The organism is Thermostichus sp. OS-CIW-32, from assembly GCF_054060415.1.
The window spans coordinates 238,382-255,909 of sequence record NZ_JBSSDD010000002.1 but is presented as its reverse complement, the minus strand read 5'-3'; the positions used below and the strand labels follow the sequence as shown (position 1 = coordinate 255,909).

At 55.7% G+C, this 17,528-nt stretch carries 16 protein-coding genes; 9 read left to right on the top strand and 7 right to left on the bottom strand.

Going from position 1 to position 17,528, the window contains the following annotated elements:
* The first annotated feature begins 133 nt into the window (after positions 1 to 133).
* Positions 134 to 2,197 carry a prolyl oligopeptidase family serine peptidase gene (locus tag ACVWY8_RS03790; RefSeq protein WP_457393009.1) on the top strand — a complete coding sequence of 688 codons (2,064 nt, stop codon included), beginning with the start codon at positions 134 to 136 and terminating at the stop codon, positions 2,195 to 2,197.
* Here the strand turns inward: ACVWY8_RS03790 and eno are convergent.
* Complete coding sequence (gene eno / locus ACVWY8_RS03785; protein WP_011434092.1) at positions 2,194 to 3,477, bottom strand: phosphopyruvate hydratase; 1,284 nt, start codon at positions 3,475 to 3,477, stop codon at positions 2,194 to 2,196. The genes ACVWY8_RS03790 and eno overlap by 4 nt on opposite strands.
* Positions 3,478 to 3,715: 238 nt before the next feature.
* Positions 3,716 to 4,390 carry a global nitrogen regulator NtcA gene (ntcA, locus tag ACVWY8_RS03780; RefSeq protein WP_011434093.1) on the bottom strand — a complete coding sequence of 225 codons (675 nt, stop codon included), beginning with the start codon at positions 4,388 to 4,390 and terminating at the stop codon, positions 3,716 to 3,718.
* A 301-nt stretch (positions 4,391 to 4,691) separates the two neighbouring features.
* Between ntcA and ACVWY8_RS03775 the strand changes: the two genes are divergently transcribed.
* The gene (locus ACVWY8_RS03775; protein ID WP_457393011.1) at positions 4,692 to 6,488 is read left to right on the top strand and encodes a M61 family metallopeptidase; all 1,797 of its coding nucleotides are present in this window, start codon (positions 4,692 to 4,694) and stop codon (positions 6,486 to 6,488) included.
* A gap of 142 nt (positions 6,489 to 6,630) precedes the next feature.
* Positions 6,631 to 7,914 carry a hypothetical protein gene (locus ACVWY8_RS03770; RefSeq protein ID WP_457396824.1) on the top strand — a complete coding sequence of 428 codons (1,284 nt, stop codon included), beginning with the start codon at positions 6,631 to 6,633 and terminating at the stop codon, positions 7,912 to 7,914.
* Between the two features lie 30 nt (positions 7,915 to 7,944).
* Here ACVWY8_RS03770 and ACVWY8_RS03765 read toward each other — a convergent pair whose 3' ends face one another.
* Positions 7,945 to 8,832, bottom strand: coding sequence for a hypothetical protein (locus ACVWY8_RS03765; RefSeq protein WP_457387551.1), 888 nt, complete (start codon positions 8,830 to 8,832; stop codon positions 7,945 to 7,947).
* A gap of 321 nt (positions 8,833 to 9,153) precedes the next feature.
* Here ACVWY8_RS03765 and psbV point away from each other — a divergent pair, with 321 nt between their 5' ends.
* Together psbV and psbV2 are read left to right on the top strand one after the other, a co-directional pair.
* Complete coding sequence (psbV, locus tag ACVWY8_RS03760) at positions 9,154 to 9,696, top strand: photosystem II cytochrome c-550 (protein WP_457393015.1); 543 nt, start codon at positions 9,154 to 9,156, stop codon at positions 9,694 to 9,696.
* A gap of 26 nt (positions 9,697 to 9,722) precedes the next feature.
* Positions 9,723 to 10,226 carry a photosystem II cytochrome PsbV2 gene (psbV2, locus tag ACVWY8_RS03755; protein WP_414380910.1) on the top strand — a complete coding sequence of 168 codons (504 nt, stop codon included), beginning with the start codon at positions 9,723 to 9,725 and terminating at the stop codon, positions 10,224 to 10,226.
* Between the two features lie 183 nt (positions 10,227 to 10,409).
* Here psbV2 and ACVWY8_RS03750 read toward each other — a convergent pair whose 3' ends face one another.
* The 3 genes from ACVWY8_RS03750 to hpf form a co-directional block, all read right to left on the bottom strand.
* Positions 10,410 to 11,627: an RNA-guided endonuclease InsQ/TnpB family protein gene (locus ACVWY8_RS03750; protein WP_457396822.1), complete on the bottom strand. Its 1,218-nt coding sequence runs from the start codon at positions 11,625 to 11,627 to the stop codon at positions 10,410 to 10,412.
* Between the two features lie 134 nt (positions 11,628 to 11,761).
* Entirely contained in the window at positions 11,762 to 12,502 is a 741-nt protein-coding gene (locus ACVWY8_RS03745; RefSeq protein WP_148202769.1) for an urease accessory protein UreF, read from the bottom strand.
* Between the two features lie 12 nt (positions 12,503 to 12,514).
* Positions 12,515 to 13,087: a ribosome hibernation-promoting factor, HPF/YfiA family gene (gene hpf, locus ACVWY8_RS03740; protein WP_011434101.1), complete on the bottom strand. Its 573-nt coding sequence runs from the start codon at positions 13,085 to 13,087 to the stop codon at positions 12,515 to 12,517.
* Between the two features lie 964 nt (positions 13,088 to 14,051).
* Between hpf and ACVWY8_RS03735 the strand changes: the two genes are divergently transcribed.
* From ACVWY8_RS03735 to ACVWY8_RS03720, 4 genes are all read left to right on the top strand, one after another.
* Positions 14,052 to 15,278, top strand: coding sequence for a methionine gamma-lyase family protein (locus tag ACVWY8_RS03735; protein WP_457393320.1), 1,227 nt, complete (start codon positions 14,052 to 14,054; stop codon positions 15,276 to 15,278).
* A gap of 167 nt (positions 15,279 to 15,445) precedes the next feature.
* On the top strand, positions 15,446 to 16,252 hold the full coding sequence (locus tag ACVWY8_RS03730; protein ID WP_457393017.1) for a PPC domain-containing protein: 807 nt from the start codon (positions 15,446 to 15,448) through the stop codon (positions 16,250 to 16,252).
* Positions 16,253 to 16,581: 329 nt separating this feature from the next.
* A complete protein-coding gene (locus ACVWY8_RS03725; protein ID WP_238376795.1) occupies positions 16,582 to 16,788 on the top strand; it encodes a hypothetical protein in 207 nt (68 codons plus the stop codon).
* A gap of 27 nt (positions 16,789 to 16,815) precedes the next feature.
* A complete protein-coding gene (locus tag ACVWY8_RS03720) occupies positions 16,816 to 17,133 on the top strand; it encodes a TMEM14 family protein (RefSeq protein ID WP_011434105.1) in 318 nt (105 codons plus the stop codon).
* On the opposite strand, the gene hypA is transcribed toward ACVWY8_RS03720, so the two are convergent.
* Positions 17,130 to 17,528, bottom strand: coding sequence for a hydrogenase maturation nickel metallochaperone HypA (gene hypA, locus ACVWY8_RS03715; protein ID WP_011434106.1), 399 nt, complete (start codon positions 17,526 to 17,528; stop codon positions 17,130 to 17,132). The two genes, ACVWY8_RS03720 and hypA, sit on opposite strands and share 4 nt — an antisense overlap.

The following is a 17,528-nucleotide window of genomic DNA, read 5'->3' as shown; positions in this document are numbered from 1 at the left end:
GGAGAAGCCTGCAACACAGAATCTATCCCGCAACTCGGCTTCCACTATAGCGAGCATGCCTGGCAAAGGCCGGAGAGTGGGTTTTTGGCTTCTCCTCTGCCATAGTGGAATGGGTCTCTAGCGCTTAGGTCTCATGCTCAACTACCCGCCCAGCTATCCGGATCCCACCGTTGTCGACATCTACCACGGGCAGGCGGTACCGGATCCCTACCGCTGGCTGGAGGATCTGGACTCAGAGCAGACGCGGGCCTGGATCGAAGCACAAAACCAACTCACCTTCGACTACCTGAGACAAATCCCGGCACGGCAACGGCTGCTGGAGCGCCTGACGCAGTTGTGGAACTACGAAAGATACAGCCAGCCCTTCAAAGAGGGCAACCGCTACTTCTATTTCAAGAACGACGGCCTGCAAAACCAAAGTGTTCTCTATACCCAAGAAAGCCTGGAGGCTGAGGCCAGGGTCTTGCTGGATCCCAACACCTTCTCCGAAGACGGTACGGTGGCTCTAGCGGGCATTGCCATCAGCCGTGATGGGCGGTATCTGGCCTATGGTCTCTCCCGCTCCGGCTCCGACTGGCAAGAATGGAAGGTGCGGGACATCGAAACCGGCGAGGATTTGCCGGATCACCTCCGCTGGGTCAAGTTTTCCGGGGCGAGCTGGACGCTGGATGGGCAAGGATTTTTCTACAGCCGCTACGACGAACCAGCCCCGGGCAGCGAATACGAAAGCGCCAACTACTTCCAGAAGCTCTACTACCACCGCCTGGGCACCTCCCAGTCAGAAGATGTTTTGGTCTATCACCGCCCCGACCAAAAAGAGTGGGGCTTTGCCGGCGGGGTTACTGAAGATGGGAATTACCTAATCATCTCCGTCTGGCGGGGCACGGATCCCAAAAACCTCATCTTCTACAAAGACTTGCGGGATCCCCAGTCTCCTGTAGTAGAGCTCATCCGCGAGTTTGAGGCCGAATACAGCTTCGTGGGCAACGACGGATCCCGCTTTTGGCTGTTGACGGACTGCCAAGCTCCTCGGCGGCGACTGGTGGCCATCGACTTGGAGCAGCCTGACCGGGTGCAGGAGGTGATCCCTGAGGCGGAGGAGACCCTGCAGGGGGTTAGCTTGATCAACAATCAGTTTGTGGCCTTCTACCTCAAAGACGCCCACACCCAGATCAAGACCTTTGCTTTAGACGGCACCTACCTAGGAGAAATCCCGCTGCCCGGGCTGGGATCTGCCAGCGGCTTTGGCGGCAAGCGCTACGACACCGAGACCTTCTACACCTTTACCAGCTTCACTACCCCGCCCACCATCTACCGCTACGATTTCACCAGCGGCACCAGCACCCTGTTCCGTCAGCCCCAGGTGGATTTCGATCCCCAGGCCTACGAGGTGCAGCAGGTGTTCTACACCAGCAAAGATGGCACCCGCATCCCCATGTTTCTTGTCCACCGCCGCGGCCTGGCTCGGACAGGGGATCACCCCACCCTGCTGTATGGCTACGGTGGCTTTGGCATCTCACTTACCCCCAGCTTTTCAGTGGGTCTGGTGGCCTGGCTGGAAATGGGAGGGGTTTACGCCCAGCCAAGTTTGCGCGGCGGCGGCGAGTACGGAGAAGAGTGGCACCAGGCGGGCACCAAGCTCAACAAGCAAAAGGTGTTCGACGACTTTATTGCCGCTGCTGAGTGGCTGATAGCCCATGGCTACACCAACCCCGCCAAGTTGGCCATCTCCGGCGGCAGCAACGGCGGCCTGCTGGTGGGGGCCTGCCTGGTTCAGAGGCCGGAGCTGTTTGCAGCGGCCCTGCCGGCAGTGGGGGTGTTCGACATGCTGCGCTTTCATAAGTTCACCATCGGCTGGGCCTGGATCTCCGAGTACGGATCCCCGGAGAACCCGGAGGAATTCAAGGCCCTCTACGCCTATTCCCCTCTGCACAACCTCAAGCCCGGCACTGCCTATCCCGCCACCCTGATCACCACCGCAGATCACGACGACCGGGTGGTGCCCGCCCACAGCTTCAAGTTTGCCGCTGCCCTGCAGGCAGCCCAGGGGGGATCCCAGCCCATCCTTATCCGCATCGACACCAAGGCAGGGCACGGGGCCGGCAAGCCCACCAGCAAGCTGATTGAGGAAGCTGCCGACCGCTGGGCCTTTTTGGTGCAGGTGCTAGGGATCCCCTGGGACGGAACGGGAAGTTAGCGAGCTCTAGGACCCAGGCCCACCCGACCGGCATAAACTGCCGCTTCCCCCAGCTCGTCTTCGATGCGCAGCAGTTGGTTGTACTTGGCAATGCGCTCGCTGCGGCAGAGGGATCCGGTTTTGATCTGCCCGGCACGGGTGGCCACCGCCAAGTCGGCAATGGTGGTGTCTTCCGTCTCGCCAGAGCGGTGGCTGATGATGGTGCGAAAGCCGGCTTGAACTGCCAATTGGATGGCCGAGACGGTCTCCGTCAGGGTGCCGATTTGGTTGGGCTTGATCAAAATGGCGTTGGCGGCGGCGCTGTCGATACCCTTTTGCAGGCGGGTCAGGTTGGTTACAAACAGGTCATCTCCCACCAGCTGTACCCGGGATCCCAGTTGAGCGGTCATGGCTTGCCAACCGGCCCAGTCTTCTTCCGCTAGCCCATCTTCAATGGAAAGGATGGGATAGTTGGCCAGCAGTTGCTGGTAGTAAGCCACCATATCAGCCGCGCTGTGGGCTTTGCCCTCAAAGTGATATTGCCCATCCTGCAGCAGCTCGTTGGCGGCCACATCCAAGGCCAAGGCGATATCTGCTCCCGGTTTGTAGCCTGCCTGTTCAATAGCCGTCATCAGCAGATCCAAAGCCGCCGCATTGGAGTCGAGATCAGGAGCAAACCCCCCTTCATCCCCCACACCGGTGGACAGCCCCTTCTGCTGCAGCACTTGTTTTAGTACCGCAAACACCTCAGCCCCGTAGCGCAGCGCCTCGCGAAAGCTGGCCGCTCCAATGGGCACAAGCATAAATTCTTGAATATCGACGTTGTTGTCGGCGTGGGCGCCGCCGTTGAGCACGTTCATCAGCGGCACCGGCAGCAGGTTGGCAAAGGGCCCCCCCAGGTATTTGTAAAGAGGCAAGCCCACTGCTTCCGCAGCCGCTTTGGCTGTCGCCAGAGAAACTGCCAAAATAGCGTTGGCCCCCAGGCGGGACTTGTTGGGGGTGCCGTCCAGGTCGATCAGCAACTGGTCAATACGGGCTTGGTTGAGGGCATCTTCTCCCTGCAGCTCCGACTGGATGGGGCCAAGGATGTTTTCCACCGCCCTCAGCACACCCTTACCGCCGTAGCGTTTGGGATCCCCGTCCCGCAGCTCATGGGCCTCGAAGGTACCGGTCGAGGCACCGCTGGGAACCTGCGCCAAGCCCGTTGCTCCATTGGCTAGACCCACCAGGGCTTCTAGGGTGGGACGCCCTCGCGAGTCGAGGATCTCATGGGCGGTAATCCACTCGATGGCCGTTTCCACAGTTACACCTCAGCAATTGGCTAGATAGCTCTGGCCAAAGCCAGATCCCCCCATAGACTAGTAGATTCTTGCCCGCGATCCGGTCAGCTTCCAGAAAACTTTAAGTCTGTCCTTCGGGCACAGAGATTCTTCAAGGCTGCAGCAGTAGATTGAACATAGGCCGGCCAGAGCTTCAACCAGCCGTCGAGCGGGGTTTGCCTGGGCAAGGTGCTGCTCAGGAAGTGTTCTCCTCTTCCTTCTAGGCAAAGCGATGGCTCAGCCGCATCGGGTCGTGTACGGTGATCTTCTTCTTGTGAATGGAGATGTACTTCTTCTTGCGCAGCTCTCCCAACAGGCGGGTGATGGTGACGCGGGTTGAGCCAATGGCCTCGGCAATGGCCTGGTGAGACAGCTTGAGATCGATGGTGACCCCATCCGGGCCAGGCACCCCGAAATCGCGACAGAGAATCAACAAAAAGCTGACCAGACGGGATCCCATGTCGCGATGAGCCAGCGTCTCGATCATCATCTCCGTTTGCAAAATGCGGGACGACAGGCTTTTAACCAGCAACATGGCCAGTTCGGCGTTCTCCTGCAAGGATTTTTCCACCTGCTCGATCGGTAGAGAGAGTAACTCGGTAGGCGTAAAAGCCACCGAGTGATAAAAGCGGTCGGAGCGCTGTCCCGTGATAAAGGAGAGCACGCCGAAGATGCTGTTTTCGCGTAGGAGGGCGACGGTGATTTCCTCCCCCATTTCGTAGACCCGCGAGAGCTTAACCGCTCCCTTTACCAAAAAGTAAACCCGCTCCGCCGGATCCCCTGGAAAAAAAATGGTCTTCCCGCGCTCAAACGTTTCGATAACCGGAGGATGGTGAGGGCCTCCCAATTGCTTGAAGGCTGTGATCAGAGATTTTTCCGCTACGGCCACCGCCATACTCATTAACCTTTTAAGGTCAGTTTATACCTAAGATCAACCTATTAAGATCAATCTAGAAGCATTAGGCTAGGTTGCAACCCCTTGACTTCAGAATCGATGATGATACCAAGATTTACCCTAAAGTAGAAGGTTCTGCCCAGGCATCTTTGTAGCACGTGCTACATTTTTGAGTCTCGTTTTTGCCCCAGAAAGGGATCCCCAACCGAAAGCAGGGGTTAGGATAAGAGCCATTGTCGCTGGGGGTTGCGTCGGCCCTTGGCGGTAGAGAGTGGAGTGGGTTGGAACATTCTATCTATCTATGGGGAGCCCGGAGGCTGTTGTTGCTGAGCCTTCTCGGCTGAGCCGCCAGCATTTCACAGTGCGGATGCCGGATCCGGCCAATCACCTGCTGGAGGTGGAACTGCAGATCCAAGAGGTGGATCCAGAGGTGCCTTTGCGGCTGCGACTGCCGGTGTGGACGCCGGGATCCTACTTGGTGCGGGAGTATGCCCGTCATGTGCAGGAGTTTCAGGCGGCAACCGAGCAAGGGATCCCTTTGGCCTGGCGGAAGGTGGACAAGAACACCTGGCAGATCGATCCGCCGGGCTGTTCTGCCGTGAAGGTGTGCTACCGGGTCTATGCCTATGAGCTGACGGTGCGCACAAACCATCTGGATTTGACCCACGCCTATTTCAACGGGGCAGCGCTGTTTCTCTACGTGCCCGGTCGCGAGCGGGAACCCTACACTTTGACGGTGATCCCCCCCAAGCCGGATTGGCACATCGCCACCAGTTTGCGGCCCTTGACCTCTCCTTCTGAGGATCCCACTTCCGGCCAGTCTTTTGTGGCGGAAGACTACGACGAGCTGGTGGATAGCCCGGTGGAGGTGGGTCCACATCGAGTGCAATCGTTTGAGGTGGAAGGGATCCCGCATTACCTTGTGGTTTGGGGGTCGGGCACTCTGGATGTCGATCGGGCCGTTGCCGATGCCAAGGCCATTGTCGAAACCACAGCCGCATTTTTTGGTGGGCTACCCTATGACCGTTACTGGTTTATCGTGCATTTGTCGCCGGGAGGATTTGGTGGCCTTGAGCACAAGTACAGCACCACCCTTCTTTACTCTGGGCTAGAGCTGCATCAGCCGGAGTCCTATCGGCGCTTTTTGTCTTTGCTGGCCCACGAGTTGTTTCATGCCTGGAATGTCAAGCGTCTGCGTCCGCTGGCATTGGAAAAGATCGATTACAACCAAGAAAATTATCTGGAATGTCTGTGGTTTTGTGAGGGGGCGACCAGCTACTACGAAAATGTCATCTTGTTGAGGGCAGGGATCCTCAGTGCCGGCGATTTTTTAAAAGTTCTTTCCGAACAGATTGGCCGCTTGCAGCGTACTCCGGGCCGGGCTGTGCAATCGCTGCGGGAGTCCAGCTTCGATACCTGGATCAAACTCTACCGCCCCCACGAAAACACCCTCAACAGCCAGGTTTCTTATTACTTAAAGGGGGCTTTGGTCTGTTGGCTGCTGGATCTGCACATTCGCCACCTTTCCGGCGGTCAGGGATCCCTGGATACGGCTTTGCAGGATCTGTGGCAGCGCTTTGGTCGGTCAGAGAAGGGCTACAGCGACCAAGACTTGCGGGAGGCGTTTGAGCGGGCAGCCGGTGCCGATCTTGGCCGGTTTTTCGCAGCCTATGTGGAAGGCACGGAAGAGCTAGACTACAACACTTACCTACACCCCCTTGGCCTCACCCTTAAAGCCCACTTCAGCCGCCCCAACCCCATCCCATACCTGGGCCTCAATTTCAACGGCGAGGGCAATCGCATCAGCGCAGTGGAGATGGGATCCCCGGCGCAAAAAGCAGGCATCTGGGCCGGCGATGAGCTGGTGGCCCTGGATGGGTTCAGGGTGAACGCTGCCAACTTGGCAGAACGATTGACAGCCTATCAGCCCCACCAGGTCATTTGTTTGAGTGTTTTTCAAGCCGATCAGTTGAAACACTTTTGGATCCCGTTGGATCCCCCTCGGCCCGATGTCTACACGTTGGAGGTGTTGCCTGAACTGACTCCCGCGCAGAAGGCTCTCCAGAAAGGCTGGCTGGGATCCCTCATCAGCGCCTAGCTTCTCAGGGGTCAGGGGCAGGCCCGCCCTCTACTTGAAAATTTGCTCATCTCCCTATAGCATGTTGAGGCAAGCGGGTAGTCCAGTCAACTTGAAAGAAAAGTAACAGCGCGGGGGCCAGGGGCATTTGGTAGACTTCGTTTTGGTTTTATTGATTGGGGTAGCTATTGGTTTCTCGTTAGGTATTTACGTTGCTCGCCAGTATAGGGCAAACCCTAAACTAGAGATCTGGAAACGAGAGATTATCAGAGAGATATCTTCACAGTTAAGCCAACACAGCCAAGTCCTTGACGAAGCAAACAAAGCGCTAAGCAAATTGAGCGAAGAATTGGTGAACATAATCTCTGAGAAGTTACACGATTCCCAAGCTAACCTTGAAGAGTTTAAATTTCGCCTAGTCGATAGCTGTCAGAGCTTGCTAAAAGATTGGAGTAGAGACCTTCTACGAACCATATCTGTAAAGCTAGCTGAGCAGGATAAGCAACTAAGCAACCAGCGAGTTCTTCTGGAAAACTTATTGAAAGAAACTCAGTATGTTTATCAGCACCTACAAGTTGCTCTTCGAAATTTTCGCGAATTAGAGACATCTCAAACTACAGATCAGGACTCCCAGAATGATCAGATCACTCAGATTATTGATCAACCACCAGAGCCTGAATCAATAGACAAAGTGCCAAGAGACAAGGATAGGGTAGCTACTGTTGATATATCAAAGATAGAGTCATTCTTAAACTCAAAAAACGTAAGGATAAAAAGCATAGCTGTGGGAGAAAAAGAGGAAAAGCTAGATCAAATAGCTGCCTTTATGGGCAGCCGATACTCTTCGATCAAAAGATTCTATAGAATGATTAAATCAAATATGAACAGCGGAAACTCTTTCTCAATAAACTTTAAAGACGAGCCCCAACAAGTAATCAGCGCAACTTGCCAAGTCGCCAAAGAGTTATACGGAATCGCATTTTTGGAAGAGTACAGATACTTTAGGGCACCCAAGTACTTGTTGGTGGCAAGGCCCAGTAGATCGCCCCAGGCACTGAGTTTTCTCTCAGGAAACTGGCTAGAGAGATACGTCAGGGATAAGCTGATCTGTCTTGCTACAAGTCAAACTGGAAAGATTGATTTCTCTTACATAACAAATGCCCAAGTCACTTTGTCGAACGGAGCTGATTTTGAGATGGATCTTTTCTTTCATGTTAACGATCAATTCTACTGGGTGGAGTCGAAGACAGGTGAGTACCAAGACAAAGTACAGAAGTACTCCAAGATTGCTTCTGACCTCGGTCTTCAGAGAAACCAAGCTTTCATGGTTTTAACCGACGTTAGCCAAGATGTAAGAACCAGTCTATCTTCCCTCTATCATTTGTCAGTCATCAGCGTTGACGAGGTTGAGGATACCTTTGAGGAGATCCTGAAAAGTCACCTTTAAGAAATCTGAAAAGCACCCCAGAGCATCGGCTCAGGCCACAATCTGGACGGCTTGTTCCATACACCACCAGGGATCCTCGGCAAAAGCCGGCATGGGAGTGCTGCCTGCCTTGCCCAGAATGGCCAGCCTCACTTCTCGATCCAGGCGGGATCCGGCCCCGTAGGGATCCTCTGAGGGGGGTTCCAGCCGTTGCCCCAGGGGAGGCATTACCATAATGCCCGGCTGCATGCTGCTACCGCTGACCCAAACTTTGAAGCGATCCACCGCTACATCCATCCCTTCCGGTAGTTGCATCTGCAGCAAGTAGCGGGGGCCAGAGCCAATCAGTAGGCTCTCGTTGGGGCGCAAACGGGCGGGCAGATCCGGTTGATAGGGGTAAACCAAATCCACGCTGTACCGCCGCTCGTCAAAGACGGTGACGTAGACATACACCGGGGTGGGGGCTCTGTTCCTCAGGGCAATGGCCAGGTTGCGGCCCGCTTGGATTTGCACTTGTCCCTGGGGATCCCGCGGCAGGGGGCTCACTTCGGCAGGGGCAGAGCTGCTGGCCGGGGTTTCCAGTTGGAGAAATTCCACTTCCAAGATGCTGCTCAGCGCATCGCTGGCAGGTTGCAGGTTCAAAAGATTACCAAAAGCAGCCACGTGCTCCAACAGCCGCACCAGCTTGCGAGGCAGGGCCAGTAGCTTCTTCACCGGGATCCGGAAGGCCGCCAGAGCCACCTCTTCCCCCCGCCGGTAAAAGTGATAAGTGGCATCGGGCAACAGCTCTACCCGCAAGTCCGCTGCTTCCGGGTCTGTGTAGGTCAGAAGCGGTGAGGCCGGCAAGGCCGCCAGCAAATCGGCAACGGGCATTTGCACTTGACTGGGATCCGCACAGGTGAAAGCCACCCGCAACGGCTGGAATCGGATAGAGGACATGGGGAAAACCTGGAACGGAGTCTGCCGTATTCTCCTGCTCTGAGGTTGCCGGGCAAGCAAGCCAAGCTCTATATTACCTGCTCATTACCTGCTCAGTTCTCTCGACTGGGCTGTGGCCAAGTCAGCTCTCGGCCAACAGACTCCCAACAGGCCATAGCTCCGTAATCAAACTTAACACCAAAGGCAAATGGAACCATTGGGAAACTATCCCGGATCCCATCTGCAAATGATCTCTTAATGGTCTATTCTTGATCCTGTTGTCGGGTTTGTGGCTGGAGTGGAGCCCACCTCTCCTCTTTCTAGGCTGATCTACGGAGAACCATGTTTAGCAAAGCTTTTTCTGTTCAGAAGGTGTTTGCGCCAGCGCGTCGTCGGTTGCTTGTCCTGCTGTTGGCTGCGTTGATGGCTGGGTTTGGCTGGGGTCTGGCTCCAGTGTTTGCAGCTAAGGATATTCCTGCAGTGGCTCTGTCGCCAACTGAGTCTATTACCTTTACCGAAGCCCAGTTGGCCAAAGGGAAGAAGCTATTCAACACCGCATGCGCCCAGTGCCATGTGGGCGGCCAGACCTATCCCAACCCGGATGTGAGCTTGAAGCTTTCGGATCTGGAGGGGGCAACTCCCCCACGGGATAATGTGCTGGCGATTGTGGATTACATCAAGAATCCAGTCACCTATGACGGGGTGGAGTCTCTGTTGGAGTATCACCCCAACACCCAGCTCACCAGTGAGTATCCACGTCTGCGCAACCTCACCGACGAGGATCTGAAGCTGATTGCGGGCTACATTCTGGTGCAGGCCAAGACCGTTCCCGGCTGGGGTGGTACCAAGAACGAAAGCCACAGCGACCTATCAGCCTATCTCTAATGCCGCATCTGGATCAGAAGTTGCCTATGAGATGGCGGATCCCGTCTCGCCTCTGGGCCTGGGTCGGGATCCTAGCTTTGTTGTGGCTGGGGCTGGCCAGTCCGGTGGCTGCCCGCATTGATCCTTACGTGAACCAGTATTTGCGGGTGAGTGGCCCTGTGGAATTGCCTCTAGATGCCGCAGGGCATACCCTCACCTTTACCCCAGAGCAGCTCACGGACGGCAAAAATCGTTTTCAGTCCGCCTGTTTGAATTGTCATGTGGGCGGTGCCACTTTGCCGGCTCCCAACATTTCCCTCTCTTTGAAGGACTTGCGCGGTGCCACTCCACCCCGAGATACCCTTCAAGCCTTGATGGAGTACCAGCGGGATCCCCGCAGCTACGATGGCTCGGATTCCAGCTATGGATGCCGACCTGTACCCCCTTCCTGGATGGACGACGAAGCCCTGAGAAATCTGGCTGCCTTTATTCTCAGAGCGGCTCAGGTTGCCCCTGGCTGGGGATCCAACGATTTGATCGATGCCGGTTAGGGTGTAGCACAAAAGCCACCGTGCTAGGCCCGCCAAGGCGAGCTGCATAGCGGTACGGCAGGGCTTTAGACCCAATTCTTTGGTAAGGGCACCTTCTTTTCGCTTTTCAATGCGCTTCTGGCCGCGCGAACCCATCTTTGCCCAAGAGAAGCAGAGGAGAAGTAAACTACCCGGCTCCGACCGCTAAGCGGTACGGAGCGGGCTTTCAGTAGCCCTGGGCCTGCTCTGCTCTACCAGAGAACAAAACAAGCCCGGACCTCTAGGCTGGTTTACGGCAGCCCCCAAAAGCGCAATCACATTCGCACCATTCAAATCCGCATCTCCTTCCCATCCACAGTGCCTACACTTAAACTTCTTTCCACTGCGGTAGGATTGCGCAGGGTCGGGATGAATGTGCAAACACCGGTGGCAGGTCTGCGACGTGTAGGCAGGCGGTACCAGAATCAAGGCAACCCCTGCACGCAGAGCCTTGTACTCCAGAAAATGACGGAGTTGATAAAACGCCCAACCGTTGGCCCTGCGCCGTTCGGCTTTGCTCCGCGGCTGTTGATTGACCCTTTCTCGGATCCCTGTCAGGTCTTCCAGGGCGATAGCGCTGTTGGTAGCTTTTGCCCTGGAGACAATAACTTTGGAGATGCGATGATTGACCCACGTTTTTGCTACGCAACGCTGACGCGACTGAAAGCGTCTCTCCTTGCCAGACAGCCGTTGCAACAGTTGACGGCATCTGCGCCGCGAACTGCGTGTGCCCTTACTGGCTTTGCGTTGGAGTGCCGCCCTCAACCGGGAGTAGTGGTCGCGGACTTTGTTCAACTGCTGTCCATTCCAATTGTCCCCCTCTGACGTATGGGCAATATCTGTCCTTCCCAAGTCCACCCCGATCACCTTGTCGGTATCTTGTTGCTTGGGTGGCTTTTTCTCTACGCAAATCTGGATGTAGTAGGAGCCATCTTTGCGCTTGACCAGGGTGGCCGATTTGGGGTTAGAGCCAGCCAGCATCCCACGCTGGTAGTTGCCAATGGCCAGTTCAAAGCGTTCTCTCCCTTCCACCGTGGTGAGCGACACCGTCCAGTCTTTTTGACGGAACGAAAAGATACGGGCGTCGTAGGTAACAAAGCCGCTCTCAAACTCCTTGACGGGACGCTTTTTCTGCTTAGCCACTTTGCGGGAACCCGCTACCCGTCTGCACACCTGTTGAGCCAAGTTACTGGACAAGCCAAACCGGGCTCGAATCTCGTAGTAGCAAAGGGATTGCAGTTTGACCGCGTTGACGATCTTCTCCGGCGTGTTCTGGTTGACCCAATTCAAGGCTTGGCCAAAAGCCTCCAAAGTCGCGTCCAATTTGGCGGCTTGCGACGGGGACACCTTGAGCTTGCAGGATATGGTCAGGACTTGGCTCATAAGTTCATTGTACTTCATCAAAGCGCATTCCTCCCGGCACTGACCCTACGGGTACAGTGCGGGGCTCCTGCGATTTCTAGCTGAACTCCCCTCTCCCTCTGGGAGAAGGGTTTAGGGGTGAGGGTTGACGGCTTTCAAGATTGAAAAAGGCGGGAATAGAGCTGTTGGTGGACTTGACAATCGCGTTCTTGTAGGAGGGTGAAGCTGCCCAAAGCCGGCCAGCTGGGGGAGAGGTTTGGCCTTTCGGCCCGCTTCACAACCGGCAGGATCTCTTGGTGTACCACTGCCTCGATGGGCTCGTACAACTGAGCCAATAGGCTTTGCCCCTCGGTATGCCCCAAAGGTACCAGACGCACCGCTGCCGAGACCAGCCCAGTGAGGGAGGAGAACAAGAAGGCACGCAGGGTATCTTCCAACCCAATGCCCGCCTGAGCGCAGATCCAGCCAAACACCACGGAATGATGCAGTGGATCCCCCTCTGCCTTGGGGACAGAGATTCCCCAGGTGCGTTCTGCCAGTTGAGCTAGGCGTTTCCCCAAATCTAGGCTGGCTTGGCGCGGCTCTGCCGCCCAACGGGTTGCTTGCAGCTGTTGCTGCAGCTTCTCCACTCCCGACTCGGATCCCAATCGGGATAGACGATGGGCCAAGGCACAGGCTCTGCCCTCGGTGGGGGCTAAGCCCATGTGCAAAACCCCCAACAGGTACTGCTGCACCCCAGCCCGATCGCGAAGTTGACCCGCTTGAACGGCAGCTTCCAAGCCCCAGGAGTGGGAATAAGCCCCAATCGGCAGGGCAGAATCGGTGAGCTGTAGCAACAGATAGAAAGTGCCGCTGGATCCTGGAGAAGTAAGTTGGGAGGAGAGCTCACCACGCATCTTCACCAAGCCTTAGCGGGGGCGGATCAGGCCATAGCCGCCATGGTTGCGGACGTAGATAACGTTGATCTCGCCATTTTCGATATTGCGGAAAACGTAGAAGTCGTGATCCACCAGCTCCAACTGGTGCAACGCTTCCTGAACCGTCATGGGTGGCATGGCGAAGTATTTGGTGCGCACCACCTCTGCGGGTAACTCCGCTTGCCGTTCCGTATTTAGCGGATCGGTGACGGGCTGCTGGGCCACTGCCACGGAGGTTTTGGGGGTGTGGCGGACGCGGTGAATGCCGTTCCGTTCTTTGTATTTGCGCAACTTGCGGGCCAGCTTGTCGGCCACACGGTCGATGCTGGCATAGAGGTTTTCGCTGCTTTCTTCCGCCCGGATCACGGTGCCATTGGCGTAGACGGTCACTTCGGCAGATTGGCTGGCACTGATACGGGGGTTGCGGGCTACCGATAGATTGACATCAACCTCACTGGTGATCTGGGCAAAATGACTGACAGCACGCTCAATTTTTTCTTGAACGTAGCTGCGGATGGCGTCGGTAATCTCGACGTTTTTCCCTTGGATCACAAGCTTAGTCATGAGGACTCTCCCAGTCATGTCGGTTTATACCTGAGATAGCGCCTCATCCCCACCCGGGATCCCTCTAACTCTGGAAAGCGATCCCAGCTCACAGGCGACGTCAGCCCTTTAATTGGCAAAAATGGAGCCCTGTCATCAAGGGTGAGCAGATCGGCTTTGGGAGTGGCACTAACCTCTTGGGTTAAGTCTAGGTTAACATCTCGCTCAAGGATCTCTGCCAGAGGTTAAGAATAAATTTAGGCTCTCTTAATGTTTCAGAGATGTTGAATTGATGTTGAATTCCAGATTTTCCCGAATCGCAGGAGCTCTGTAGAGAAGCGGGATCCCCGCCCTGCAAGACATGCACTTCTATTGGCTGTGTTGAGTGTCTTTGGGAAAGGTTTTTTAGAGTTTAAGTTGCAAGTTCCTCAGTCAAAAGCCAAATCTATCATCAAACCCATAGACAGATCTAGCCTGCTAAAAATCTTCCTGAGCTGGATTTTGAGTTGGTTAAACAATGTCTCTAACTCTGACCTGTTTTTGAGAGACTGAAGGTGGGCCGTATTGCCCATAAGCTCGGCAATCCAGATGCTTCAGCTTTCCTCCAGGGTATGTTGGTATTATCCTACAGCCTAGCAGCATCTTGATTGGATAGCCATTGACAGCAAAAATGAAGGGATATTGATATAAATTAAGCTTTTTATCGATTTTTTATCAATATGAGGCTTTCGACTTGAGAGATGGTGTTGTTGTCGGTATTAGCTTTGACAAGCCTGTTGTTCACTGTTCCATGCTGTAAGGTTTCTATCGGAGAGCTACATAACTACATAAGTACATAAGAACTTGGAACTCGGTTCTGCCGCTGCAGTCACCTTGAGGAGCGGTGGGGAGAAGGCCAACTCTTTCCGGGGTGGCTGAAATGCTACCCTCGAAACCAGCTTGGTGTGCAAAAGGTGGGGCAGACTGGGTGGGCGGAGGGATCCCGTTGAAGGCGGCAGAGCTTTTAGACAGAGCAGAAGAGGCTCTACAGGAGCAGTTTCAGGCGGTGGAGAAGACCCTCAGAGAGAACCTGGCGCGGGTGCTGCGGGCCTTTCGCGACCAGCGGGTGGGATCCCATCACTTTGCCGGGGTGTCGGGGTATGGCCACGACGACCAGGGGCGGCAGGTTTTGGATCGGGTGTTTGCCCAGATTATGGGCTGTGAGGCAGCAGTGGTGCGGCTGCAGATGGTGTCTGGTACCCATGCCATTGCCTGTGCTTTGTTTGGGGTGCTGCGTCCGGGGGATGAGCTGCTGGCGATTACCGGCCCCCCCTACGACACCCTTGAGGAGGTTATCGGCCTGCGGGGCTCCGGGCGGGGATCCCTACGGGAGTTTGGCATCGATTACCGCCAGTTGGATTTGCGGGAGGGAACTGTCGATTGGCAGGCCCTGAAAACCGCCCTCAGACCGCAAACCCGCTTGGTTCACATTCAGCGGTCCTGTGGCTACGATTGGCGGCCCAGCTTTTCCATTGCCCAGATTGCCGAGATGATCCAAATGGTCAAAGCGCAAAACCCCGAAGTTGTGGTTTTTGTGGACAATTGCTACGGCGAATTTGTGGAAACCCAGGAGCCAACCCATGTGGGCGCAGATCTGATTGCCGGATCCCTGATCAAAAATCCGGGGGGCACCCTCGTTCCCGCAGGGGGCTATGTGGCCGGGCGGGCAGAGCTGGTGGAGCAAGCCGCTTGTCGGTTAACGGCTCCGGGCATTGGTTCGGAGGGGGGGGCAACTCTAGATCTCAACCGCCTTCTGTTTCAAGGCTTGTTCTTGGCCCCGCAGATGGTGGCCGAAGCGGTGAAGATCGCCCATCTGGCGGCGCAGGTGTTTTCTGATTTGGGCTACCCGGTCTCGCCTCTGCCTCAAGCTCCTCGCACCGATATCATCCAGGCCATTCAATTGGGATCCCCGCAAAAGCTGCAGGCCTTTTGCCACGCCATTCAAAACAGTTCTCCTGTGGATTCCTACCTCACCCCAGTTCCGGAGGTGATGCCCGGTTATGCAGACCCGGTGGTGATGGCAGCAGGCACCTTTATTGCCGGGAGCAGCGCCGAGCTGTCTGCCGATGGGCCGATGCGGGATCCCTACACCGTCTACTTGCAGGGGGGAACCCATCTCTACCATGGGCGGCTGGCCCTAGAAGCCGTCTTGCAAGCTTGGGAAACCCTGTAGGCCAACAGTTTGCTCTCGGCTGAAACAGCAAGGAAGGGGCAAGCCAACAACCTCAAAACTCAGCACGAAGTTGGCAGAAGTTGTCGTCTCTGACCAACTTTTCGCTCAATCAATCAGGGGGTAGGATCAGTCTACAGTTGCCATTCTTTAGAAAGGGATCCCTTCCGATGTTGAGCTGGTATCGTTCTTGCGCATCTCCTCGCCGTTGGGGATCCCGTTTGACTCTGGCTCTGGTGGCATTGGGGTTGGCCGGCGGCTGTCGGCTGCTGGATCGGGTGGGAGAGAGAGGCTTGCCGGTGGGATCTGCGCTGACCCGTTCTGCTCTGTGGAGAGGCAGCCAAACCGTGACGGGAGCGCTGGAGGCGGGAGATGAAGTCAGTCGCCAGTACGGCAGCTTTTGGGATGGGATCCCCGTCACCGCTGAGCCGGGACAGATTTTGATTGCGGCCCTAGAGAGCGAAGATTTTGATGCTTATCTGGAGCTGGTGGACGGCCAAGGGCGGGTGATCGGCTTTGACGATGACTCTGGCCCAGATGTGAATGCCCTGTTGGCGGTGCGTCTGCCGGAGGGAGGCACCTATACCCTGCGGGCCACCAGCTTTGAGCCCGAATCCACCGGCAACTACCGGCTCACCTATATCCTCACCCAGGTAGATTGGCAGGAAAGCCTATCGGGCCGTCTGCAGGAGGGATCCCTTCAGCATCCCGAGGATGGCAGTTGGATGGACGAATATCCCATTGCCGCCCGCGCCGGCCAGATCCTGATCGCTTCCATGACCAGCTCCGATTTCGATGCCTTTTTGCAGCTGCTGGATCCCAGTGGAGAAGTCAGGGCTTGGGATGATGACCAAGGGGGTGGAACCGATGCTCTGATGATTGCCTTTCTGCCCCGCACCGGCACTTATACCCTGCGGGCCAACACCCATAAGCCACGAGAAGAAGGAGCCTATAGGTTACAGTACGCCTTGCGCTAGCCCCTGCTCGCCCAGATTCCCTGTCTTACAGCTTGGATAAGGGGGCTTGTGAACCTTCTGATGCTGATGTCGAGATTTTGACAGGAATCATCGTTTTTTAACGCCTAATGTTGATATATGTCAGGAGTTGCTAGTTTACCTTCCTAAGATCCTCACAAAGCCAGAAGGGGCACTGCTTGCTGAGCTTTGTGGGAAAGCATAACATCTTATCCTAAGTTGTGACGGAGCTGAAATATTGTCCTCGGGGATGAGGTCTTTTTTCTAGAATCGAATCGATGGCCTAGACCATTCTTTTGCAGTTCAGCCCCTATCTCCACAAAATGGATGCCATGACTCCTGAAATGGTACGCCAGTTTTGGTCTTTGGTCAGCGAGATTGGCAGGCCAGATTGGCTCACAAAGCGTGACGATGACTTGGTGAACCTGCTTCTGAGCGCCTGTCAGAAAAAACACGCCCTCAGCAGTGTCGATGCCTCAATTCTCAATCGCTACATCAGCATTCGCTTGCCCTTGATTCGCGATATCCTCGTGGATTAAACCTAGAGAGGACAAGGTTTTCCCATCATGCTGGCCGCACAAATCACCTTGCTGGTCTACGGGGCACTGCTTTTGGTGGGCGGAGCAATCGGCTATAGCAAAGGCAAAAGCTCCAAGTCTCTCATCGGGGGGCTGGTTGGGGCCGCCCTCAGCGGAGTCAGCTATGGGCTGCTGGGGGTGGATCCCCGCTGGGGGCTGGGCTTGGGCCTGGGGACGACAGTGCTGGGATCTATCGTATTCGCCCTGCGCTACCGCAAAACCCGAACGTTAATGCCTGCCGGCTTGATGTTCATCCTCAGCTTGGGAGCAGCTGTCCTTCTGGGACTTAGCTTTGGAGCGGCCTAGGCGACTTCTGGTTGCGCCGGTGGGGTGAAGTTTGTTGAACATTCGATGTAGTCAATTTCGATGTAGTCAATTTTCAGCTCTCGGCCCGAGCGAATCTCTTCCATCGGGGATCCACAGTTGGGGCAAGCATAGCGCCGGCCTATTTCTGGCTTGTATTCTTGGCCGCAGGGATGGCAATAGGCAATGAGCGGCGTTTCCCGGATGACCAACTGGGATCCCTGTAGGAAAGTACCCTGGGTTTGTGCGGCATAGGCAAAGGTTAGGCTGGCCGGCTCTACACAGGTGAACTGTCCTACCACCAGGTGCACCCGAGCGATCTGAGGCTGTCCCGGCTGACTTTGCCACCAGTCACGTAGTGTTTGGATCAAGGCGCGGGTCATGTCGGTCTCGTGCAT